22 protein-coding genes are annotated in these 22,133 nt (G+C 68.9%); 11 read left to right on the top strand and 11 right to left on the bottom strand.

Annotated elements, in window-relative coordinates:
* Window positions 1–8 precede the first annotated feature (8 nt).
* Genes argC through ACOFKS_RS04905 form a run of 3 tightly spaced genes read right to left on the bottom strand, consistent with a single transcriptional unit; the run spans window position 9 to window position 1,580 of the window.
* Window positions 9–923 (bottom strand): N-acetyl-gamma-glutamyl-phosphate reductase, encoded by a 915-nt coding sequence (gene argC / locus ACOFKS_RS04895; protein WP_419808127.1) that lies wholly within the window; start codon window positions 921–923, stop codon window positions 9–11.
* Window positions 920–1,300 (bottom strand): SH3 domain-containing protein, encoded by a 381-nt coding sequence (locus ACOFKS_RS04900; RefSeq protein WP_419808128.1) that lies wholly within the window; start codon window positions 1,298–1,300, stop codon window positions 920–922. The genes argC and ACOFKS_RS04900 overlap by 4 nt, the downstream gene beginning before the upstream one ends.
* Window positions 1,239–1,580 carry a MarR family transcriptional regulator gene (locus tag ACOFKS_RS04905; RefSeq protein ID WP_419808129.1) on the bottom strand — a complete coding sequence of 114 codons (342 nt, stop codon included), beginning with the start codon at window positions 1,578–1,580 and terminating at the stop codon, window positions 1,239–1,241. Before ACOFKS_RS04905 ends, ACOFKS_RS04900 begins: the two co-directional genes overlap by 62 nt.
* 194 nt (window positions 1,581–1,774) lie before the next feature.
* On the opposite strand from ACOFKS_RS04905, the gene secG reads away from it, so the two are divergent.
* Window positions 1,775–2,164 carry a preprotein translocase subunit SecG gene (gene secG, locus ACOFKS_RS04910; RefSeq protein ID WP_419808130.1) on the top strand — a complete coding sequence of 130 codons (390 nt, stop codon included), beginning with the start codon at window positions 1,775–1,777 and terminating at the stop codon, window positions 2,162–2,164.
* An 85-nt stretch (window positions 2,165–2,249) separates the two neighbouring features.
* Window positions 2,250–3,884 (top strand): CTP synthase, encoded by a 1,635-nt coding sequence (locus tag ACOFKS_RS04915; RefSeq protein ID WP_419808131.1) that lies wholly within the window; start codon window positions 2,250–2,252, stop codon window positions 3,882–3,884.
* 3 nt (window positions 3,885–3,887) lie between these two features.
* On the opposite strand, the gene ACOFKS_RS04920 is transcribed toward ACOFKS_RS04915, so the two are convergent.
* Entirely contained in the window at window positions 3,888–4,463 is a 576-nt protein-coding gene (locus ACOFKS_RS04920) for a hypothetical protein (protein WP_419808132.1), read from the bottom strand.
* A gap of 62 nt (window positions 4,464–4,525) precedes the next feature.
* A complete protein-coding gene (locus ACOFKS_RS04925; RefSeq protein ID WP_419808133.1) occupies window positions 4,526–4,798 on the bottom strand; it encodes an Hsp20 family protein in 273 nt (90 codons plus the stop codon).
* A gap of 752 nt (window positions 4,799–5,550) precedes the next feature.
* On the opposite strand from ACOFKS_RS04925, the gene ACOFKS_RS04930 reads away from it, so the two are divergent.
* The 6 genes from ACOFKS_RS04930 (at window position 5,551) to ACOFKS_RS04955 (ending at window position 13,875) form a co-directional block, all read left to right on the top strand.
* A complete protein-coding gene (locus ACOFKS_RS04930) occupies window positions 5,551–6,801 on the top strand; it encodes a lipoprotein-releasing ABC transporter permease subunit (RefSeq protein WP_419808134.1) in 1,251 nt (416 codons plus the stop codon).
* Window positions 6,794–7,468 carry an ABC transporter ATP-binding protein gene (locus tag ACOFKS_RS04935; RefSeq protein ID WP_419808135.1) on the top strand — a complete coding sequence of 225 codons (675 nt, stop codon included), beginning with the start codon at window positions 6,794–6,796 and terminating at the stop codon, window positions 7,466–7,468. The genes ACOFKS_RS04930 and ACOFKS_RS04935 overlap by 8 nt, the downstream gene beginning before the upstream one ends.
* 148 nt (window positions 7,469–7,616) lie before the next feature.
* The gene (locus tag ACOFKS_RS04940; RefSeq protein WP_419808136.1) at window positions 7,617–8,144 is read left to right on the top strand and encodes a hypothetical protein; all 528 of its coding nucleotides are present in this window, start codon (window positions 7,617–7,619) and stop codon (window positions 8,142–8,144) included.
* An 84-nt stretch (window positions 8,145–8,228) separates the two neighbouring features.
* Window positions 8,229–8,708, top strand: coding sequence for a glutathione peroxidase (locus ACOFKS_RS04945; protein WP_419808137.1), 480 nt, complete (start codon window positions 8,229–8,231; stop codon window positions 8,706–8,708).
* A gap of 66 nt (window positions 8,709–8,774) precedes the next feature.
* Window positions 8,775–12,266 carry a DNA polymerase III subunit alpha gene (dnaE, locus tag ACOFKS_RS04950; RefSeq protein WP_419808709.1) on the top strand — a complete coding sequence of 1,164 codons (3,492 nt, stop codon included), beginning with the start codon at window positions 8,775–8,777 and terminating at the stop codon, window positions 12,264–12,266.
* Between the two features lie 16 nt (window positions 12,267–12,282).
* Window positions 12,283–13,875, top strand: a complete 1,593-nt coding sequence (locus tag ACOFKS_RS04955; protein WP_419808138.1) for a long-chain fatty acid--CoA ligase — start codon at window positions 12,283–12,285, stop codon at window positions 13,873–13,875.
* Between the two features lie 48 nt (window positions 13,876–13,923).
* Here the strand turns inward: ACOFKS_RS04955 and ACOFKS_RS04960 are convergent, their stop codons facing one another.
* Window positions 13,924–14,082 (bottom strand): hypothetical protein, encoded by a 159-nt coding sequence (locus tag ACOFKS_RS04960; protein WP_419808139.1) that lies wholly within the window; start codon window positions 14,080–14,082, stop codon window positions 13,924–13,926.
* A 49-nt stretch (window positions 14,083–14,131) separates the two neighbouring features.
* A complete protein-coding gene (locus ACOFKS_RS04965; RefSeq protein WP_419808140.1) occupies window positions 14,132–15,217 on the bottom strand; it encodes a PA0069 family radical SAM protein in 1,086 nt (361 codons plus the stop codon).
* Between the two features lie 48 nt (window positions 15,218–15,265).
* On the opposite strand from ACOFKS_RS04965, the gene ACOFKS_RS04970 reads away from it, so the two are divergent.
* The gene (locus ACOFKS_RS04970) at window positions 15,266–15,613 is read left to right on the top strand and encodes a VOC family protein (protein WP_419808141.1); all 348 of its coding nucleotides are present in this window, start codon (window positions 15,266–15,268) and stop codon (window positions 15,611–15,613) included.
* Here ACOFKS_RS04970 and ACOFKS_RS04975 read toward each other — a convergent pair.
* From ACOFKS_RS04975 to ACOFKS_RS04990, 4 genes are all read right to left on the bottom strand, one after another.
* Window positions 15,610–15,939, bottom strand: a complete 330-nt coding sequence (locus tag ACOFKS_RS04975) for a PilZ domain-containing protein (protein WP_419808142.1) — start codon at window positions 15,937–15,939, stop codon at window positions 15,610–15,612. The two genes, ACOFKS_RS04970 and ACOFKS_RS04975, sit on opposite strands and share 4 nt — an antisense overlap.
* A 170-nt stretch (window positions 15,940–16,109) precedes the next feature.
* On the bottom strand, window positions 16,110–16,637 hold the full coding sequence (gene moaB, locus ACOFKS_RS04980; protein ID WP_419808143.1) for a molybdenum cofactor biosynthesis protein B: 528 nt from the start codon (window positions 16,635–16,637) through the stop codon (window positions 16,110–16,112).
* A gap of 57 nt (window positions 16,638–16,694) precedes the next feature.
* Complete coding sequence (locus ACOFKS_RS04985; protein ID WP_419808144.1) at window positions 16,695–18,467, bottom strand: transglycosylase SLT domain-containing protein; 1,773 nt, start codon at window positions 18,465–18,467, stop codon at window positions 16,695–16,697.
* Entirely contained in the window at window positions 18,464–19,168 is a 705-nt protein-coding gene (locus ACOFKS_RS04990) for a uracil-DNA glycosylase family protein (RefSeq protein WP_419808145.1), read from the bottom strand. The genes ACOFKS_RS04985 and ACOFKS_RS04990 overlap by 4 nt, the downstream gene beginning before the upstream one ends.
* Before the next feature lie 110 nt (window positions 19,169–19,278).
* On the opposite strand from ACOFKS_RS04990, the gene ACOFKS_RS04995 reads away from it, so the two are divergent.
* Both ACOFKS_RS04995 and ACOFKS_RS05000 read left to right on the top strand, forming a co-directional pair.
* The gene (locus tag ACOFKS_RS04995) at window positions 19,279–20,940 is read left to right on the top strand and encodes an electron transfer flavoprotein-ubiquinone oxidoreductase (protein WP_419808146.1); all 1,662 of its coding nucleotides are present in this window, start codon (window positions 19,279–19,281) and stop codon (window positions 20,938–20,940) included.
* Between the two features lie 224 nt (window positions 20,941–21,164).
* Complete coding sequence (locus tag ACOFKS_RS05000; RefSeq protein ID WP_419808147.1) at window positions 21,165–22,043, top strand: 4-(cytidine 5'-diphospho)-2-C-methyl-D-erythritol kinase; 879 nt, start codon at window positions 21,165–21,167, stop codon at window positions 22,041–22,043.
* The last annotated feature ends 90 nt before the right edge of the window (window positions 22,044–22,133 follow it).

Raw genomic sequence — 22,133 nt, forward strand, 5'->3', positions numbered from 1 at the left:
GTGGGCTCCTAGACGGTGAGGCCGGCGAGCGGATCGAGCCCGGCCATGAGGTTGAGGTTCTGGACCGCGGCACCGGCGGCGCCCTTGCCCAGATTGTCGAACGTGGCGATCAGCCGAGCCTGACCGGCGGCCGCGTTGCCCAGCACGCGCAACGTCACACGGTCGCTGCCGGCATTCTCCTCGATCCGGACCAGCGCCGGTGCGTCGTCGGCGACGGTGAGGAGCGGCGCGCCGTCGTACGCCGCGGCGATCGCCTCGCGCATCGCCGCCAGCGACGGGCGGCCGGGCATCGCGTGCAGCGACAGCCCGACCTCCGCCAGCATGCCGCGATAGACGTTGGCGACCGCGGGCAGGAACACCGGCGGCTGGGTCAGCCCGGCATGATCGCGCATCTCCGGCAGATGCTTGTGATTCAGCGACAGCCCGTAGGCGCGATAGCCGGTCGCGGCGGCACCGCCCTCGAACTCGGCGATCATCGCCTTGCCGCCGCCGGAATATCCCGACGCGCCCGAATAGCTCAGCGGCCAGTCGGCGGGGATCAACCCGGCGCGGACCAGCGGCGCCACGAGCAGCAGGAAGCCGGTCGGCCAGCAGCCGGGGTTCGACACGCGGTCAGCCCCCGTCACGTCGAACCCCAGCTCGGGCAGGCCATAGGTCCAGCCGGGTGCGGTCCGGAAGGCGCTGGAGGCATCGATCACGCGCGTATCGCCGCGGATCAACCCCACCGCCTCGCGTGCGGCATCGTCGGGCAGGCACAGGATCGCGATGTCCGCGTCGTTGAGCGCCTCGGCCCGCGCGCCCGCGTCCTTGCGCCGTGCCTCGTCGATCTCGATCAGCGTCAGGTCGTCGCGCGTCGCTAGCCGGTCGCGAATTTCCAGCCCGGTGGTGCCCGCCGCCCCGTCGATGAAAACCGCTACGGTCATGCGAGCCCCAGCGCCGTGCGGTCGCAATAACCGACCAGTCCCAGCCCTGGCGCGATGCCCCAGGCGCTGTTCCCCGCCAACTCCAGCAGCTCGAACGTGTCCTTGACGGCGAGATCGGCCAGATGCTCACCGCCTGCCGCCTTACTGAGAAGCGGCGTCGCCCGGCTGACATGACAGATCATCGCCTGTGCGTAATGCGGCGCGAACACCTGTTCCGCCAGCCGCACATCGGCCAGATCGCCACGCACCGCATGACGCAGGGGGTCGAGCTTCGCCGACGGGCCGGTCAGCGCGAACTGCCTGCGCGCGCGCGGTTCAGGCGGCGGCGTGCTGGACCGGGGCGTGTCCGAAGAGCGCGGGCCGCTGCTCGCCTTCACCGATGAAATGCCCGAACTCTTCAAGAAAATCCGCCCCCTTGGGTGTCCGCGCGACGAAGATGTTGCGCTTGTCGCTATCGTCGCGTTGCCGGCGCAGATAGCCGAGCGTCCCCAGCCTGTTCAAGGCGCGCGTGACGACCGGCTTCGATACGTTGAGCGCATGCGCCAGACCGCGCACCGTATGAGGCCCAGGATCGAGATAGACGACCATCAGCAGCGCCATCTGCCGATTGGTCAGATCGGGTTCGCCCGATCGGACATAGTCGACCAGGGTCGTCATCCAGCTCGACAGGGTAGGGGCGATACTTGCCACGCCGTGAGGTGTCCGATCCATCCGTTGCGCTGCCATAACGCCTTGGCGGAAGGCTGGTTTCCCGGCGGGTCGGAATAAGCGCCCGGCCTGTCCGGTTGATCGGTCGGGCACCTGCGCCTATGTCGCGCGCCATTCGTGCATCTCCTTCAAGGCGTCCGCCAGTGTTCCAATTCCTGCTCGTCATCCATGCGATCATCGCCGCCGTGCTGGTGACGGTGATCCTGATGCAGCGTTCGGAGGGCGGTGGTCTGGGCATGGGCGGCAGCCCTTCGGGGCTGATGAGCGCACGCGGCGCCGCCGATTTCCTGACGCGGATGACCGCGATCACCGCGACGCTGTTCGTCGGCCTGTCGATCGTCCTGGCGGTGACCGCCGCGACTCGCCGCAACCAGACGATCGACACGTCGCTGGCCCGCCGCGCCGCCGCGACCGCACCGGTCACGCCGCAGACGGCGCCCGCCATCGACCCCGGCGCACCGCCCGCCGCCGCGCCGAATACCGCCTCGCCCGCATCGCCTCCGGCGAACGGGCAGGTGCCGTTCGGCCAGTAACCCACAGCTTTCGTCGCAACGTGGCGCCCGCCGGACCGGCGGGTGCTTGCCGCGCGCGTCCAATACCGGTTAGGCGAATCTTCCCATGGCCCGCTTCATCTTCATCACCGGCGGCGTGGTGTCTTCGCTCGGCAAGGGCCTCATGGCCGCCTCGCTCGCCGCGCTGCTTCAGGCGCGCGGCTACCGCGTCCGCATCCGCAAGTTCGACCCGTATCTCAACGTCGATCCGGGCACGATGAGCCCGTATCAACACGGCGAGGTCTACGTCACCGACGACGGGGCGGAGACCGATCTCGACCTCGGCCATTACGAGCGCTTCACCGGCGTCGCGTCGCGCCAGTCGGACAACATCACCTCGGGCCGCATCTACAAGACGATCATCGAGCGCGAGCGGCGCGGCGACTATCTGGGCGCGACGGTTCAGGTGATCCCGCATGTCACCGACGAGATCAAGGCATTCGCCCGCGCCGAGACCGACGACCTCGACTTCCTGCTGTGCGAGATCGGCGGCACGGTCGGCGACATCGAATCGCTGCCGTTCATCGAGGCGATCCGCCAGCTCAAGAACGAGGCGGGTCGCGGCAACGCGGTGTCGATCCACGTCACGCTGGTGCCCTACATTTCCGCCGCCGGCGAGCTGAAGACCAAACCGACCCAGCATTCGGTGCGCGAGATCGCCGCGCTGGGCGTCTCGCCCGACGTGCTGGTGTGCCGATGCGAGCACCCGCTGCCCGCGTCCGACCGCGCCAAGATCGCGCTGTTCTGCAACGTGCCTGCGTCCGCCGTCATCCCGGCGCTCGACGCGAAGAGCATCTATGCGGTGCCGCTGCAATATCATGCCGAGGGGCTGGACGAAGAGGTGCTGCGCGCCTTCGGCATCGAGCCGGAGGGCAAGCCGGACCTGACGCGCTGGGTGGAGATCGTCGATCGCCTGACCAATCCCGAGGGCGAGGTGACGGTGGGCGTGGTCGGCAAATATGTCGGGCTGCAGGACGCCTACAAGTCGCTGAACGAGGCGTTGGTCCATGGCGGCATCGCCAACCGCGTGAAGGTCAACATCCGCTGGATCGACGCCGAACTGTTCGAGGGCGAGCAGACCGCCGTCGCCGCCGCGTTGGAACCCTGCCACGCGATCCTGGTCCCCGGCGCGTTCGGTGAGCGCGGCGCGGAGGGCAAGATCGCCAGCGTCCGCTTCGCCCGCGAGCGCGACGTGCCCTATTTCGGCATCTGCTTCGGGATGCAGATGGCCTGTATCGAGGGTGCCCGCGATCTCGCCGGGATCGAGGCCGCAAGTTCGACCGAGTTCGGCCCGACGCCCGAGCCCGTCGTCGGCCTCATCACCGAATGGATGGGCCGCGAGGGGCTGGAAAAGCGCGAGGCCGAAGGCGACCTCGGCGGCACGATGCGACTGGGTGCGTATGAGGCGCGGCTCGACGGCAACTCGATCGTGTCGTCGATCTACGGCGCCACCGCGATCGCCGAGCGCCACCGCCATCGCTACGAAGTCAACACCGGCTATCGCGAGGCGCTGGAACGGGGCGGGCTGGTATTCTCGGGCATGTCGCCAGACGGCACGCTGCCGGAGATCGTCGAGCGACCTGACCACCCCTGGTTCGTCGGCGTCCAGTTCCACCCGGAGCTGAAGAGCAAGCCCTTCGACCCACACCCGCTGTTCGCGAGCTTCATCGCCGCCGCGGTGAAGCAGAGCCGGCTGGTGTGACGATCAGGGCAGCTCGAACCCGCAGCTGTTCAGATCGCAGCGTAATTTCACCGGCCAGCTGAAGCGCTGGGCGCTGCCATCGAAATTGCGCGCGGACCCGGTGATATGCGCCGAATAGGCGGGGAAGACCCGCATCCAGCGTCGGCCGTCAGGGTCGACCGCGTGCGGGTCGTTCTCTGACAGCGCGGCGATCATCTTCGGCATGTACATTTCGTTCAGCACCAGGGTCAGTTCGCGCGCCTCACCCGGTTTGATGAGGCCGACCGAGGCGCGCACGTCGAGCGGCTCTTCCAGGCGACCGCTGTCGGTCCGCAGAATGAAGCTGCTCTCCTGAAGCACCCCGGCGCGCGTGCCGTCGTTGACGACCAGCAGCCGAAGCGTGTTGTCTACCGTGTCGACCGGGGTCGCGCGGATCTCCGAGAACGCGCCACGCCAGAGCGCGAGCAGCGTCGGCGCCGCGTGCTCCGTCACGGTAATCAAAGCGGTCAGCAGAGCGAGCGTCGTGCCACTGACGACGGCGAACCGGCCCCAGCCCTGAACCGTGTTGCAGCGCAGGCATTTCGTCGCCGCCGCCGGCATCGGCTCACGGCACGCACGACAAGGCTTTTGATCTGCTGGCGTGTCCACGCTTACCCCCCACGTCAGCCTTCCACGGTTCCGGCCGGCCGACAAGCGGGCAGAGAAAAGGCGCCCCGGCCGGTCGGCCGAGGCCCCCCCTCAGCCGCACTCAACCACGCTTCCTGCACCAGCACGAAGTCGGCAAGTTCGAAGCGGCGCTCGATCGAGCGGTGGGCGATGCCGGTGTGCAGAAAGTCGCCCTGCAAGCTCTTGTCGTCCTTGCGGCCGGCGACCAGCAGGTCCTGCTGCGCGGTGATCTCGACCTCCTCACGGGTGAACCCGGCCACCGTGAGCATGCTGCGATAGCGGTCCTCGGCGACGCGCTCGAGAGCGCAGGACGATACCGAGGTGGCTTTCGCACTGGTCTCGATCAGTTCGAAATCGATGGTCGAGCGACGAAAGGGGTCAGGTCCAGACGCATGTAACAATGCCTCGTGTGAGCGAGTCGATGAAAGAGGGTCGCCCGCCGCGGCGCGGCCCCGAAGGCACCATGCTGAGCCGAAAAATGGTGAGAGTTGATTTAGGAGTTAGAGGTGGGTTTCGACCTGCTACCTTTTTCCTCCGCCGGGAACCGGGGGAGGTGGCGCGCGGCGAAGCCGCGTGACGGAGGGAGCAAGGACGCTGGCGGAACGTCGCCGCGGCAAAGCCGCGTCGTGACGTCGGACGGGTCGGCTGATGCCGCCCGCCGGCCGGTCGCGGCGCTGCCCTCGGCTTCACCTCCGAATCGGCGCGGACGTCGCCGCGCCTGCGCCCCAACGCAAACGCCCGGGCCTTTCGACCCGGGCGTCCTGCGTGACGATCGCTCGTCAGCCCCCGATTTTTGCTCCCGCCCGCACGCTTCGTCGAAGCGGGGCAGAAGGCTGTTTCCCCGAACCACGGCCGTTGCCTGTGTCTCGAACGCCACGATCGCTATGTCGACCATCGCGGTTTGTCACTGGTCCACAGCAATGCTCCGACACGATTGGCGCGGGTCTGTGGCACCGGTGCAACAGAGGTCGTCGTCGTCCGATGGTTGCCCGCCCCTCGATCCGCCCCTAGATCGCGCGTCATGCTCCTGTCTCGCTACGAACGGATGATCGCCCGGCGCTATCTGCTGCCGGGCAAGGGAGAGCGGTTCATCGTCCTCGTCGCGGGCTTCAGCCTGGGCGCGGTGATGCTGGGGGTCGCGGCGCTGGTGATCGTGATGAGCGTGATGAACGGCTTCCGCGCCGAGCTGTTCGACAAGATCGTCGGGTTGAACGGCCATGCCGTGATCCAGGGTGAGGGCGGTCGCCTGCCCGATTGGCGCGCCATCGCCGACCAGGCGCGCCGCACCCCCGGCGTAACCCAAGCCTTGCCGCTGATCGAACAGCCGCTCGCCGCCACCTACAACGGCCGCGCGGAGGCGGTGCTGGTGCGTGGGATGCGGGTGGAGGACATCCGCGCCAACCCGTCGCTGCGCGGCAAGGTCGTCGCCGGCAGCTTCGACGGCATCACCGCCGGCAGCGGCCGGATCGCGATCGGCAGCCGGTTGGCCGAGTCGCTCGGCGCCGCCCCCGGCTCGCAGATTTCGCTCTTCAACCCGCTGGGCCAGAGCACGCCGATGGGCACCGTGCCCCGGATCGTCAGCTATTCGGTCGGCGCGATCTTCGAAGTCGGCGTCTACGATTTCGACAAGGCCTATGTCGTCATGCCGATCGAGGACGCACAGACGCTGCTCCTGATGGGCGACGAGGCGGGGATGATCGAGGTCCAGACCGACGATCCCGACCGCGTCGACGAGATCCTCTCGCCGCTCGTCCCCCACCTCGGCGGCCGGGCGGTGATCGCCGACTGGAAGTCGATGAACGCGCAGCTGTTCGACGCGCTCAAGGTCGAGCGCGTGGCGATGTTCACCGTGCTGTGCATCATCATCCTCGTCGCGGCCTTCAACATCGCCTCCTCGCTCATCATGCTCGTCCGCGCCAAAACCCGCGACATCGCGATCCTGCGGACGATGGGGGCGGGCAGGGGGGCGATGCTGCGGATCTTCATGGCGGTAGGCACGTCGATCGGGGTGATCGGGACGCTCGCGGGGCTGCTGCTCGGCTTCGGGTTTCTCTCGATCCGCCAGTCGGTGGTGAACCTGGTCGAGCGGATCACCGGCCAGAACATGTGGGACCCGCAGATCCGCTACCTGACCGAACTCCCGTCGAAGCCCGACCCGGTCGAGATCGTGCTGATCGTCACCATGTCGTTGCTCTTCAGCTTCCTGGCGACGCTGTATCCGGCGTGGAAGGCCGCGAACACCGACCCGGTGCAGGTGCTCCGCTATGAATGACGTCGTCCTGCGGACCACCGGCCTCGCCCGCTCGTTTACGCAGGGTGGCGAGACGATCGAAGTATTGCGCGGTGTCGACCTCGCCGTCGCACCGGGGGAGATCGTCGCGCTGCTCGGGGCGTCCGGCTCCGGCAAGTCGACGCTGCTCCAGGCGGTCGGGCTGCTGGAGGGCGGGTTCGAGGGCTCGATCCGCATCGCCGGCGAGGAGGCCGCCCAACTTTCGGCGGCGCAGCGCACGGACCTGCGCCGCGACCGGCTCGGCTTCGTCTATCAGTTCCATCACCTGCTCGCCGACTTCACCGCGATCGAGAATATCGTCCTGCCGCAGCTGATCGCGGGCCGCACCCGCGCGCAGGCGGACGAGCGCGCGCGGGACCTGTTGACCGCGCTCGGCCTCGGCCACCGATTGCAACACCGCCCGTCCAAGCTGTCCGGCGGCGAACAGCAGCGCGTCGCGGTCGCCCGCGCGCTCGCCAACGCGCCCGCGCTGGTGCTCGCCGACGAGCCGACCGGCAACCTCGACGAGCACACCGCCGACATCGTCCTCGCCGAGTTCCTGCGCCTCGTCCGCGACGAAGGCTCCGCCGCGCTGGTCGCGACCCACAACGAACGGCTGGCGGCGAAGATGGACCGGGTCGTCAGGTTGCACGAGGGGCGGCTGGCTTAGCTTTTTTGCCACCGCTCGACCGACATGCGACCGGACCGCGCCGCGCGCATTGCCCGACCTTGGCGACGGACCTACACTTCGGCCATCAGGACAAGCGGCCGCACTGTATCGCGGCAAGCGGATCACCTCTGGGGGGAGGAGTCGTGTCATGGCATCGAACACGGGCATTATCTTTGGACAGATCAGGGACCAAGGCGCCGGTGTAGCGGGATGCGATGTCCAGCTGAACTTCGTCTACGGTGACGCCAGCATGGGACCGATCGGGGTCGGATCGAGCGGCGACGTGAACGGCAATGTATCGGGTTGGGTCAAGGGCACGACCAACAAGGATGGCAAGTTCGTGCTCGCCTTCAACTGGAGCGGCGTCGATATTGCGAAGGTAGCGGAAGGTCGCGCCACCGCCAGCCTTTACGTCGTCAAATGGGGCGAGAATTTCTCGCACCGATCGTTCAACACCCGCACGACGCTGTTCCTCGGGTTGGACCTGAAGAAGCTTATCCAGGTCGGCTACACCGATCCAACCGCTTCCGCGACGGACTTCACCAATGCCGCGAAGGATTTCTACGCTTCATACCGCGACATGTTGCCCGCGCACGGCGTGTTCCCGACGATCATGCCCTTCTCGACGGAGGTATGGGGGCTGATCGGCAAGGTGTCGGCCAGCTTGCCGGCCTGATCCGCTTGCACGGCGCGACGGCCTGATCCATCGTCGCCGGCGATCACCGGGCACGAAGCGCCCGCCGCCGCGACGAGAGAGCCGATGACACCGATCACCGACATGGACGTCCGCGCCGCCGACGGCGGGCAGGTCAGCCTCGACACCTGGCGCGGCAAGGTGCTGCTGATCGTCAACACCGCCTCCAAATGCGGTTTCACCCCACAATATGAGGGGCTTGAAGACCTGCACCGGCATTATGGCGACCGCGGGTTCGAGGTGCTGGGCTTTCCCTGCAACCAGTTCGGCGCGCAGGAGCCGGGCGACGCGGCGGAGATCGCCAATTTCTGCTCGACCGTGTTCGACGTGACGTTCCCGATGTTCGCCAAGATCGACGTCAACGGCGCCGCCGCCGATCCGCTGTTCCAGCGGCTGAAGGAGCAGGCGCCGGGCGTCCTCGGCTCGCGCGGGATCAAGTGGAATTTCACCAAATTCCTGATCGACCGCGACGGTCAGGCGGTGCGCCGCTACGCCCCGACGGTGAAGCCCGAGGCGCTGACAGCGGACATCGAGGCGCTGCTGTAGTCAGGCAAAGCTGTGGACAAGCGGATTCGCGGCGTTCCCTAATCCTGCGGCGTTCCCCATAACGGTCTGATGCACGCCGGCTTCGTCCCCCTACGCATCTTCTCGTCATATACGATGCTGGACGGCGCGATCGAGCCGAAGGATATCGCCGCTCACGCCGCGAAGCTCGGCTTTCCCGCCGCGGCGCTGACCGATCGTAACGGGCTCTACGCCGCGATGGCCTATTCGGACGCCGCGCGAAAGAAAGGGGTGCAGCCCGTCATCGGCGCGATGCTCGCCGTCGCACGGCCCGACATGCCCGAGGGTGCGTCGCCCGTGCTCGATTGGCTGGCGCTCTACGCACAGAACGAGGACGGGTATCAGGCGCTCTGCGCGCTGGTCAGCGAGGCGCATCTCGAGCGCCCGATCGAACAGCCCGCGCATGTCCGGTTCGAGGCGCTGGCGGATCGCACCGCTGGGCTGCTCGCGCTGACGGCCGGTGGGGAGGGCGCGGTCGCGCGGCTGCTCGCCGAGGATCAGCCCGCGCGCGCCGCCGCCTATCTCGATCGGTTGCAGGCGCTGTTTCCCGAGCGGCTCTATATCGAACTCGTCCGCCGCGACGATCCGATCGAGACGGCCGCGGAAGAGGCGCTGATCGACCTCGCCTACGCCCGCGAGCTGCCACTGGTCGCGACCAATCCCGCCTGCTTCGCGGAGGGCGCGTTCGGCGACGCGCACGACGCCATGCTGTGCATCGCCAGCTCCTCCTATGTCGAAAGCGAGGATCGCCCGCGCAGCTGCCCGCACGCCTGGCTGAAGCCGGCGGCGGTAATGGCGGAGCTGTTCGCCGATCTGCCGGAAGCGATCGCCAACACGCTGATCGTCGCGCAACGCTGTGCCGTCGCCGCGCCCGCGCGCAAGCCGATCCTGCCGACGCTGGCGGGCGATCTGGCGGGCGAGGCCGAGCTACTGCGCGTCGACTCGCGCGCCGGGCTGGAGGCGCGACTGACGCGGATCGAGGCGCTGGGTCACGGCGGCGACGGCGATTGGCGCCAACCCTATCGCGACCGGCTGGAGTTCGAGCTCGACGTCATCATCCAGATGGGCTTTCCCGGCTATTTCCTGATCGTCGCGGACTTCATCAAATGGGCGAAGGATCAGGGTATTCCGGTCGGCCCCGGCCGCGGCTCGGGTGCGGGCTCGGTGGTCGCCTGGTCGCTGACGATCACCGACCTTGACCCGCTCGGTCTGGGGCTGCTGTTCGAGCGGTTCCTCAATCCCGAACGTGTGTCGATGCCCGACTTCGACATCGATTTCTGCGAAACCCGGCGCGGCGAGGTGATCCGCTACGTGCAGGGCAAATACGGTCGCGATCAGGTCGCGCAGATCATCACCTTCGGTAAGCTCAAGGCACGCGCGGTGCTCAAGGACACCGGGCGCGTGTTGCAGATGAGCTATGGCCAGGTCGACCGGCTGGCGAAGCTGGTGCCCAACCACCCGACCGATCCATGGACACTCGACCGCGCGCTCAACGGCGTGCCCGAGCTGGCGCGCGAATACAGCAACGACAACGGCGTTCGCCGGCTGCTCGACCTCGCGATGAAGCTGGAGGGCCTGCCACGCCATGCCTCCACCCACGCCGCCGGTGTCGTGATCGGCGACCGCCCGCTCGCCGAGCTGGTGCCGCTCTATCGCGACCCGCGCTCGGACATGCCCGTCACGCAGTTCGACATGAAATATGTCGAGGGCGCCGGGCTGGTGAAGTTCGACTTCCTCGGGCTGAAGACGCTGTCGGTGCTGCAAAAGGCGGTGCAGCTGCTCGCCGCGCGCGACATCACGATCGATCTCGACGCGCTGACTTGGGACGATCCGGCGGTCTACAAATTGCTCCAGCGCGGCGATACGGTGGGCGTGTTCCAGCTGGAATCGGAGGGCATGCGCCGGACGCTCAGCGCCGTCCGGCCGTCCAACTTCGGCGACATCATCGCGCTGGTCTCGCTCTACCGCCCAGGCCCGATGGACAACATCCCGAGCTTCGGCCGCCGCAAGCAGGGGCAGGAGCCGATCAGCTTCCCGCACCGGTTGCTCGAACCGATCCTTGCGGAAACCTATGGCATCTTCGTCTATCAGGAACAGGTGATGCAGGCGGCACAGGTGCTCGCCGGCTTCAGCCTGGGCGGCGCCGACCTGCTGCGCCGCGCAATGGGCAAGAAGGTGAAGGCTGAGATGGACGCGCAGCGCGCCGGCTTCGTCGAGGGCTGCGCGACGGTCAACGGCATCAAGCCGGCCGAGGCGAACGCGCTGTTCGACCTGATCGACAAGTTCGCCGGCTATGGCTTCAACAAGTCGCACGCCGCCGCCTATGCGCTGCTCGCCTATCAGACCGCGTGGCTGAAGGCGCATCACCCCGCCGAGTTCTACGCCGCGTCGATGTGCTACGACATGGCGCTGACCGACAAGCTCGGGCTCTTCGTGGAGGACGCCCGCCGGCTCGGCGTCGCGGTGCTGCCGCCCTGCATCGAGCGCAGCGGTGCCGAGTTCGGGGTCGAGCCCGCAGACGATGGCCATGCCGTCCGCTATGCGCTAGGTGCGCTCAAGTCGGTGGGGGAGGGCGCGATGGACCGCCTGACCGCCGAGCGCACCGCCAACGGCCGCTTCGCCAGCCTCGACGACCTCGCCGCCCGCGTCGACCCGCGCCTGCTCAACAAGCGCCAGCTGGAGACGCTCGCCGCCGCCGGTGCCTTCGACACGATCGACGCCAACCGCGCCGGCGTCCACGCGGTCGCCGAGACGGTGCTCGCCACCGCCGCCCGGCTGCACGAGAGCCGCAACAGCGGGCAGGGCGGGCTGTTCGGTGCCGCCGAGATCGCCGGCGATACGATCGCGCTTCCCACCGGCGTGCGCTGGAGCCTGGCGGACCGCATGGCGCAGGAAAAGGAGGCGTTCGGCTTCTACTTCTCCGCGCACCCCGTCGACCGTCACGCCCATCTCGCGCGGATGTATGGCGTGCGCGCCTATGCCCGGCTCGGGGAATTGCGGATACCCGATGACGGCACGCGCGCGGGCGCGACGATGGCCGTGCTGGTAGAGGACGCACGCTGGCGCACGTCCGCGCGCGGCAAGCGCTACATGATGGCGACGCTGTCCGACGCATCGGGGCAGTTCGTCGCGACCTGTTTCGACGATGCCGTCGCCAAGGATCTGGAGACGGGCGCGGCGAACGGCGGCTGCGGGCTGGTCACCGTGGAGCTGGACCGCCGGCCCGGCGAGGAGGCGCCGCGCGTCACCGTCAAGCGCGTCCAGCCGTTCGAGGCGCTCGCCGCCGCCGCGCGTTTCGCGGTCGAGCTGACGATCGACGATCCGGGCGTGTTCCCCGCGCTAGCGGCGCTGCTCGCCGACCATCGCGGGGCGCGTGGCGAGCTGCGCGCGCGCGTCGTCACGCCCGATGGTGAGGCGCGGCTGCTGCTCGGCCGCGACTTCCTGCTCGATGCGGAGCTTGCCGGGCGATTGGAGCTGTTGCACGGTATCGCCGCCGTCGAGTTCAAGCAGGCCGAAACGCGCCTGCAACTCGTCGGCTGATCGAAGAGGAAACGCGATGTACGGCACCATGCAGGACTTCGAGCTGCGGGTGCCACGACTGCTCGACCATGCCGCGCGCGAGCATGGCGGCCGTGAGATCGTCAGCCGCTGGGCCGATGGCACCGAGACGCGCGGCGACTGGGCCGGGATCGCACGCGATGCGAGGAAGCTGGCGCAAGCGCTTGAACGGCTTGGGCTCAAGCCGGGCGACCGGGTCGGCACGCTGGCGATGAACCACGCCCACCACCTCGCCGCCTGGTACGGCGCGATCGGGATGGGCGGAGTGATCCACACCATCAATCCGCGGCTGTTCGACGACCAGCTCGTCTATATCGCCAATCACGCCGAGGACCGCGTCCTGCTGTACGATCGGCAGTTCCAGCCGATCGTCGATCGCCTGCGCGACCGCTGGACCACGATCGAGCATTATGTCGTCATGGACGGGGAGGGGGAGGGCAGCTTCCGCGCGCTGATCGACGCCGAAGCCGGCGACTATGCCTGGGTCGAGGGTGCCGAGCGCGAGCCGTGCATGCTGTGCTACACCAGCGGCACGACGGGCGATCCCAAGGGCGTGCTCTACACGCACCGCTCGTCGGTCATCCATGCGTTGGCCGGCATTCAGCCCGCGATACTCAACTTCTCGCCGCGCGCGGTCGTGCTGCCGATCGTGCCGATGTTCCATGCCGCCGCGTGGGGTATGCCGTTCGCGGGCGCGGCGGCGGGGGCGAAGTTCGTCTTTTCCGCCAGCAACGACGCCGCCGTGCTGTGCGAGCTGATGAACCGCGAGCGGGTCACGCATTCCGCGGGCGTGCCGACCGTGTGGCTGGCGATGTTCGGCCATATCGACGCCACCGGCGAGTCGCCGCGCTATCTGGAGCAGGCGACGATCGGCGGTTCCGCCGCGCCGCGCGCGATGATCGAACGGATCATGGGCATGGGGGTGGAGGTCAAGCATCTCTGGGGCATGACGGAGACGTCACCGATCGGCACCGCCGGCACACCGCCGCCGGACTGGGCGGCGATGAGCATGGACGAGAAGCTCGATCTGGTCGGCAAGCAGGGTCAGGCGCCGTTCGGGATCGAGCTGCGCGTGGTCGACGACGAGGGTGTCGAACAGCCGCGCGACGGGGTCAGCTCGGGGCGGCTCCAGGTGCGCGGGCCATGGGTGGTGCAGCGCTATTTCAAGGCCGACGCGGATGCCGTCGATGCGGACGGCTGGTTCGACACCGGCGACGTGTCGGTCATGCACCCCGACGGCACGATGCAGATCACCGATCGCGCGAAGGACGTCATCAAGTCGGGCGGCGAGTGGATCAGCTCGGTCGAGCTGGAGAATGCCGCGATCGGCTGCGCCGGGGTCGCGGAGGCGGCGGCGATCGGCATCGCCCACCCGCGGTGGGACGAGCGCCCGCTGTTGCTGGTGGTTCGCAAGCCCGGCAGCGACGTGACCGACTCGGCGGTGCGCGACCATTTGTCGAAACACGTCGCCAAATGGTGGCTGCCCGACGCGATCGTCTTCGTCGACTCGCTGCCGCACACGGCGACCGGCAAGCTGCTGAAGACGGCTCTCCGCGAGCAGTTCAAAGACTATCGGCTCGAAGCTGCCTAACCGTAGACGTTGGTGACGCCTCGCAAGGCGAAGCGTCACCCGCCGCCATCAACCCTTCTGGTCGCCTGTCCCTTCGGTGTCGCCCTTCTGCTTGTCGCCGGCGTTGTCGCCATAGCCGGCCCCTGACGGGGTCGTCGTCGGGCCGGTGCCCTGGCCGCCCTGATCGCCGCTCTTGCTCGCGCTGTCGTCGTCATGCTTGTCGGTCATGTCACTCTCCTGTCGTTGCGAGCGTCAAACGATCCGCGTCGGATCGGGTTCAACCGAACAGGTCGCCCTGCGGCCCACGCGGCGCGCGGAACAGGTCGCAGCGGAGCTGCACCCGCTCGTTGCTCACGCCATGGCGCCGGCAGGCCCGATGAAAGCGCGTGCGGAGCAGGTCCGCCCACGGCCCGCTGCCCTGCATTCGCGTGAAGAAGGCCGGATCGTTGTCGCGACCGCCATGCTGATCTGCGCGCAGCGACCGGATGATGCTCATCACCTTGCCCGCACGATCGGGAAAATGCTCGTTCAGCCAGGCGCGGAATAGCGGCGCCACTTCGTGCGGCAGCCGCACGGGAATGTAGAAACAGCCGCGCGCACCCGCCGCCGCGGCGCGTTCGATCAGATTCTCCAGCTCGTGATCGGTGATCGCCGGGATCACCGGCGCGATCGAGACGAACACCGGCACCCCGGCGTCCGCCAGTCGGCGCACCGCCGCCAGCCGCCGTTCGGGCGCCGGCGCGCGCGGCTCCACCGTCATCGCGATACGCGGGTCGAGCGAGGTCACCGACACCGCCACCACCGCCAGCCCCTTCGCCGCCATCGGCCCGAGCAGGTCCAGGTCGCGAACGACCCGGTCGGACTTGGTGGTGATCGAGACGGGATGATCGGTCTCGCTCAGCACCCCCAGCACCGACCGGGTAATGCGCCACTCCGCATCGATCGGTTGGTAGGGATCGGTGTTGGTCCCCATCGCGATCGGCCGGACGGCATAGCCCGGCTTGGCGAGTTCCGCCCGTAACAGCGCGGCGGCGATCGGCTTGGCGAACAGGCGACTCTCGAAATCCAGTCCCGGCGACAGGTCGAGATAGGCATGCGTCGGCCGCGCGAAACAATAGATGCAACCGTGTTCGCAGCCTCGATAGGCGTTGATCGAGCGGTCGAACGGCACATCCGGCGAGGTGTTGCGCGTCAGGATTGTTCGCGGCGTTTCCACCGTCACCGTGGTACGAAGCGGCGGCAGCGCGCCGTCGATCATCCCCTGCGAGTCGAGCCAATCCCCATCCGCCTCCCGCCTAGGCAGGCCGAACCGGCCGCTCTCGGCGTTCAGCGTAGCACCTCGAACGGCACGGGTCTTGACCATGCAGGAATTCTATGGCCTGAATGCGAACAGATCAAGAACGGAAACGACATGGCTAGATTGAATTATCTGGAACTGCCCGTCGGCGACATTGCGGCAGCAAAGTCGTTCTACACGGATTCGTTCGGTTGGCGCTTTACCGATTACGGGCCCGGCTACGCGGCCACGACGACCGGCGATACCGATATCGGCCTCAGTGGTGACGCGGCGGAGCACACAACATATCTGCTGCCGGTGATCGAAGTCGACGATCTGGAGGATGCTCTTGCCGCGGTCGAACGTGCCGGGGGTGCCATCACGGCATCAATTTTCGCGTTCCCCGGCGGCAGGCGCTTTCACTTTCGCGACCCCGCCGGACATGAACTCGCGGCGATGCAGCCGGACGGCCCGTCAGCCTAGGCAGCGCCCGGCAGCAGCGAGCGCATCAGCCCCTGACTGATCGGCGCGGCGAAGCGGCAGCCCGCGGCGGCATCGCGCGCCCATGCCACCGATGCGACGATTGGCGGTGCGCCCGGCAGCCGGACCCATAGCCGCTCGCCGACCGCCAGCACGCCCGCGTCACGAAGCCGGCACCCGAACGAGGAGATATCGTCCAGCACCGCCGCGAACGGCTCCTCCGTCTCGCCACCAGCGGTGAGGCGCACGCATTCCACCATGTGTCGTGCCTCGTGCCGCTGCTCGACCAGCGCCGCCTCGCGCCGGTTGAACATTACCCGCGTCGCCATGTTCACGCCCTCCCCGGCGCTTTGACCCGCGAGAAGCTAACCTGCTGCAACCTGCAGCGCAGATGAACGGATCGTCAGAAAGGCACGGCGACACGGCGGACGGTTCACTCGTGGCGACGAGATGAACATTTCCAGCAGTTTAGCCGGTAATCTTGAGATGGATCAGCGGCTCAGCGCTCCGTCAGCCGCGGCATCAGCTCGACGAAGTTGCACGGGCGGTGGCGGCTGTCGAGCTGGTCCCTCAGTATGCCGTCCCATCCGTCCTTCACCGCGCCCGTCGAGCCCGGCAGCGCGAACAGATAGGTGCCGCGCGCGACCCCGGCGCAGGCGCGCGACTGGACCGTCGAGGTGCCGATCGTCGCGAAACTGAGCCAGCGGAAAAGTTCGCCGAAGCCGGGGATCTCCTTTTCCCACACCCGCGCGTAGGCTTCCGGCGTCACGTCGCGTCCCGTCACCCCGGTGCCGCCGGTCGAGATGACGCAGTCCACCTGCGGATCGTCGATCCACCGCTCCAGCCGCGCGACGATCACGTCGGCATCGTCACGTTCGATCGCGCGGTCGGCGAGCACATGCCCCGCCTCGCTCAGCCGTGCGACCAGCGTGTCGCCGGAGCGATCGTCGGCGGGACCTCGCGTGTCGGACACGGTCAGCACCGCGATGCGGACGGGGCGGAAGGGCAGGGTGGGGTCGATCGGCATACCGATCCTTTGCGGTCGTCCTTCGCAGCATGTCCACCCCGACGGCCGGGTTCGGTATCAGTTCGTGCCCGACGGCCCCGCCGGCACGCCCGCCACCGCCGGCCGCGCCGCGATCCGCACGCCGGTCGCCCCCGGCAGTCCCGGAAAGCGCGGCCACATCCCCTGCGCAAGCGCGGCCCGGCTCGACGACGTCGCCCGCCCGGTCTGCGCCTCGTAGATCCAATAGTTCCTGAGCACGGTCAGCACATAGCCGCGCGTCTCCCAATAGGGGATGCTCTCGATGTACAACAGCGGATCGCCGCCGTCTCGCACCAGCGCGTTCCACTCGCCGACCGGCCGCGCACCGGCATTGTAGGCGGCGATGACCTTGGGCAGCAGTCCCCCGGTCGTCGCGGTCATGTCGCGCAGCCTTTCCAGGTGGCGCTGGCCGACGTCCATGTTGGTCGACGGGCGGGTGAGCGCGGCGCGATCGACGCTCGGCAATCCCCGCTCGCGCGCGAAGTCGGTCGCGGCGGCGGGCATGATCTGCATCAGGCCATAGGCACCGGCCGGGCTGACGATGCGCGACCGGAACCCCGACTCCTGCAACGTGTGCGCCAGCACCAGCGGCCGATCGACGCGCCAGCCGCTGTCCGGCCGCCAGCTTGGCGTCGGAAAGCGCGCCTCGGGCGCGGCGGTGACCCCGGCGGGGCAGTTGTGCGCCAGCCACACCGTCGTCGCGGGCAGGTCCAGCGCCTCCGCCAGCCGCACCAGCGCGGCGAACTCCGCCGGCGCGCCGATCCGCGCCTGCTGGCGGATGACCTTGTCGGCCAGCTCGGTCTCGCCCAGCTCGACCAGCGCCGCCGCGACGCGGACGTTGGGGCGGTTCTCCAGCACCGGCCAGTCGGCGGGGACCAGCCCACCCGTCGGCCGCGCCGCCTGCCGGACGCCGAGCGCCTGCCGCGCGAGTTGCCCGTAGAAGCTCTCGCTCCATTGCGCCGCGGTCTTCAGCCGCGCCTCGACGCGATCCGGCCGCCCGCCCGCCATGTCCGCGCGCGCCGCCCAGTACAGCGCCGCCGCGCGCAGATCGACATCGCCCGCGCGCGTTGCGACGCCCTCGAACCCCGCCGATGCGGTCGTAAAGTCGTTCTGACGCCATGCCGCCAGCGCCCCGGTCCAGCGCGCCTGCACCGCCCAGTCGCCGGCACCCTCGGCGCCGAGCGCCGCCAACCGTCGCGCGTCGGCGTCGCGCCCGGCGTGGTAGTACATCCAGGCGATTCGCGCCTGCCACTCGGCCGTCGCCTCCGGCGTCAGCCCCTCGGTCGCCAGCAACAGCGCCTCCGCGCCGGCGCCGTCGTCCGTCTTGACGAAGGGCTGCATCCCACCGGCCAGCGCCGCCGCGACCTCGTCGTTGCGCGTCGTCCGCACCCGCACCCGGACCGGCGCGCCGTCCTGCCAGATCAGCGTCCGCGCCACCGGCAGCGGCGGCAGATCGACCGCACCGCGCGCCCGCGCCAGCCGCGCCAGCGCGTCGGCCTGCGGCAGTTCGGGCGCCTCGTTGAGCAAATGGACCAGCGGCGCCAGCTCGACGCGCGGACTCCCACGAGCGGTGAACATCTCCGCGCGCACGATCGCGTGCAGCGGGCCGGGCCGCATCGCGGCAAGCCCCAGCTCCGCGTCCTGCCAGCGCCCTTCGCGGATCGCGGCGAGCACGGCGCGATAGCCCTCTCGCTGCCCGGCATCGAGCAGGCTCGGCACCCCGACCCGCGCGGGCGCGGATCGGGCCTCGGCGACCGGCTCCGCCGCCGCCATCGGGGTCGCCGCCGCGAGGAGAACGAGCATCGGTATCATGACAATCCCATCAGCAATTGCAGGTCGCGCCATGCGTCCGCCTTTTGCGCCGGCCGCTCCAGCAGCAGGCGCGGGTGGAAGGTCGCGACCGTCCGCGTCGCTCCGTCGCCGTGGTCGATGGCGTGCGGCGTGCCCCGCGCGGCGGTCACCTGCCTGTCCAGTATCGCCCGCGCCGCGCCGTCGCCCATCAGCAGCAGCCGTTCGGGCGCGAGCAGCCCGACATGGTGCCGCGCCAGCCGATGCAGCTCCACCTGCACCTCGCCTGGCATCCTGCCGCCCAGCGGTCGCTTCGCGCACACCGCCGCCAGATGCACCGCCTCGCGCGTCAGCCCGATCGCGGCCAGCATCCGGTCGAACAGCCGCCCCGCGTCGCCGCTCAGCAGGCAATCGCGATCGTCGCGGTCGGGACAGTCGACCAGCACCATCAGCGTCGCATCGAGCGGCCCCGACGCCGCGATCGACACCCCGCGCCAGCTGGCCTCGGGCGCCGCGTCGCCGCCGCGCCACGCCAGGAACTCGGCCAGCGTCGCGGGCAAGCTCGCGGGGTCGGGCGCGACCGGCGCAGCCGCCGCCACCGGCGCGACCTTCGCCAGCCAGTCGCGGGGGCTATCGTCGACCACCACGTCGACCCCGGCCTCGCGCCACCAGTCGAGCGTGCTCGCCGCTGCCGCTTGCCAGTCCCCCAGATGCTCCACACCCACATCTGCTCCGTGCGGCGGCATTGACGGGGCCGTCAACTTGCTTGATCGGCTTTGTCGTCAAGACGTTGCGCGGCCGCGCCCGGATGCGGGACCCGCAGGAGAGCGAGAGAATGACTGAACGCGAGTCGATGCCCTATGACGTGGTGATCGTCGGCGCCGGCCCCGCCGGGCTGAGCGCCGCGATCCGCCTCAAGCAGCTGGCCGGGGAACAGGGCCGCGAGCTGTCGGTCTGCGTGCTCGAAAAGGGCTCGGAGGTCGGCGCGCACATCCTGTCGGGCGCGGTGATCGACCCCAGCGGGCTCGACAAGCTGATCCCCGACTGGCGCGACACCGACTGTCCGCTCGCCGAGACGCCGGTGACGCAGAACCACCACTGGGTGCTGACCCGCAGGAAGAAGTTCAACCTCCCGCATCTGTGGACGCCGCCGTTCCTCCGCAACAAGGGCACCTACACCTGCTCGCTCGGCAACCTCTGCCGCTGGCTGGCCGGCCGCGCCGAGGCGCTGGGGGTGGAGATCTTCCCCGGCTTCGCGGCGGCGGAGATCCTGTTCGACGAGCAGGGGCGCGTGAAGGGCGTCGCGACCGGCGACATGGGCGTCGCGCGCGACGGCACGCACAAGCCGGACTATACGCCGGGGCTGGAGATCCACGCCAAATACACTTTCTTCGCGGAGGGCGTGCGCGGCCACCTGACCAAGGAGGTGATCCGCACCTTCGACCTCGCCGCCGACGCGCAGCCGCAGGTCTATGGCCTCGGCATCAAGGAATTGTGGGACATCGACCCGGCAAAGCACGAGCCGGGCAAGGTCGTCCACACTCAGGGCTGGCCGCTGACCGAGACCGAAGGGTCGAACGGCGGCGGCTGGATCTATCATCAGGCGAATGGGCAGGTCAGCCTCGGCTTCGTCACCTGGCTCAACTATTCCAACCCACATCTCTCGCCGTTCCACGAGATGCAGCGCTGGAAGACGCATCCGGCGATCGCCGACCTGCTGGCGGGCGCCAAGCGCGTTTCCTACGGCGCGCGCGCGATCAACGACGGCGGGTTGCAGTCGATCCCGAAGCTGGTCTTCCCCGGCGGGGCGTTGATCGGGTGTTCGGCGGGGTTCCTCAACGTGCCCCGGATCAAGGGCACGCACGGCGCGATGCTGAGCGCGATGATGGCCGCCGAGGCCGCGTTCGAGGCGATCGGCGCCGAGCGCGAGCACGACGAGCTGACCGCCTATCCGACGGCGTTCGAGCGGTCCGACCTGAAGAAGGAGCTGTCGGTCGTCCGCAACGTCGTGCCGCTGGTCAAGAAGTTCGGCGACTTCGTCGGCTCGGGCATCGCCGGGATCGCGATGTGGACCGAGCATCTCGGTATCAGATGGCCGCTGACGATGCACCATCATCCCGACAACGAGAGCCTGTGGCGCAAGGATCTGGTGGCGCCGATCGACTATCCGAAGCCCGACGGCAAGCTGACGTTCGACCGGCTGTCGAGCGTGTTCCTGTCGAACACCAACCACGAGGAGGACCAGCCGGTCCACCTGACGCTGCGCGATCCCGACATCCCGGTGGCATACAACCTGCCGATGTATGACGGCCCGTCGCAGCGTTACTGCCCGGCCGGCGTCTACGAGTTCGTCGGCGTCGAGGAGGGCAATCCGAAGTTCGTCATCAACGCGCAAAACTGCGTCCACTGCAAGACCTGCGACATCAAGGACCCGTTGCAGAACATCAACTGGGTGGTGCCGGAGGGAGGCGGCGGCCCGAACTATCCGAATATGTAGCGCGCGGCGCGGCAGCCGGCCACGCCCGGCTGACTCGCGCAAGCGCGGCCGGCGGGTGGCTCGGCCAACCCGTCCGACGTCACGACGCGGCTTCGCCGCGGCGCCGATCCCCCGCCGTCATCCCCGCGCAAGTGGGGACCCATCTCGGACGGCTTTGTCGAAACAGGCGGCGCATGTGGCGCCGACGCGGGAGTTGGGTCCCCGCCTTCGCGGGGATGACGAAAATGAAGACCATCACCGAACCCGCCCCCGCCAAGATCAACCTCGCGCTCCACCTCCGCCGCAAGCGCCCCGACGGCTATCACGACCTCGAAACCCTGTTCGCCTTCGCCCGCGACGGCGACGTCCTCACGGTGACCGAGGCGGCACAGGACAGCCTCACCATCACCGGCCCGTTCGCCGCCGCGCTGCTTTCCTCGCCACTTCAGGGGACAGAGCCGGGCGCAGCGAGGTCGGGAGAGGGTCCCTCCGACAATCTCGTCACCCGCGCCCGCGACGCCTTCCGCGCCTCCTTCGCCACCCCACCCGTGGCGATCACGCTGGAAAAGAACCTCCCCATCGCGTCCGGCATCGGCGGCGGCTCCGCCGATGCCGCCGCCACGCTGCGCGCGCTTGCCCGGCTTCAGGACATCCCCGTCACCGACCCCCGCCTCCACACTATCGCCGCCGCGCTCGGCGCCGACGCCCCCGCCTGCCTGCTCGGCCGGCCCAGCTTCGCCACCGGGCGTGGCGACGACCTCGCCCCGCTGCCCGCGCTCGGCGATCTCCCCCTGTTGCTCGTCAACCCGCGCGTGCCGCTGTCCACCGCCGCGATGTTCGCCGCCTGGGACGGCATCGACCACGGCCCGCTCGCGTCCGAAGGCACCACGCTCGATCGCGCCAGGGCAGGGCACAACGACTTCACCGCCCCCGCCATCGCCGCCGCTCCGGTCGTCGCCGAGGTGCTGGCGCTGCTGGACGGGGCCCCCTGCTGCACCCTTGCGCGCCTGTCCGGCTCCGGCGCGACCTGTTTCGGCCTGTTCGCCGATGACGACGCCCGCGACTCGGCGGCAATGGCAGCGCGTGAGCAGGGCTGGTGGGTCCTCGCGACCCGAGCAATTTAGCCGTCACCGCGGCCTTGAGCCGCGATCTCGCTTCTTCTTCATGCCTGCAAACGAATGTTCTTCTATTGTTCCCATGGAACAAAGCTGATA

Source organism: Sphingomonas sp. (genome assembly GCF_965200135.1).
Lineage (GTDB): Bacteria > Pseudomonadota > Alphaproteobacteria > Sphingomonadales > Sphingomonadaceae > Sphingomonas.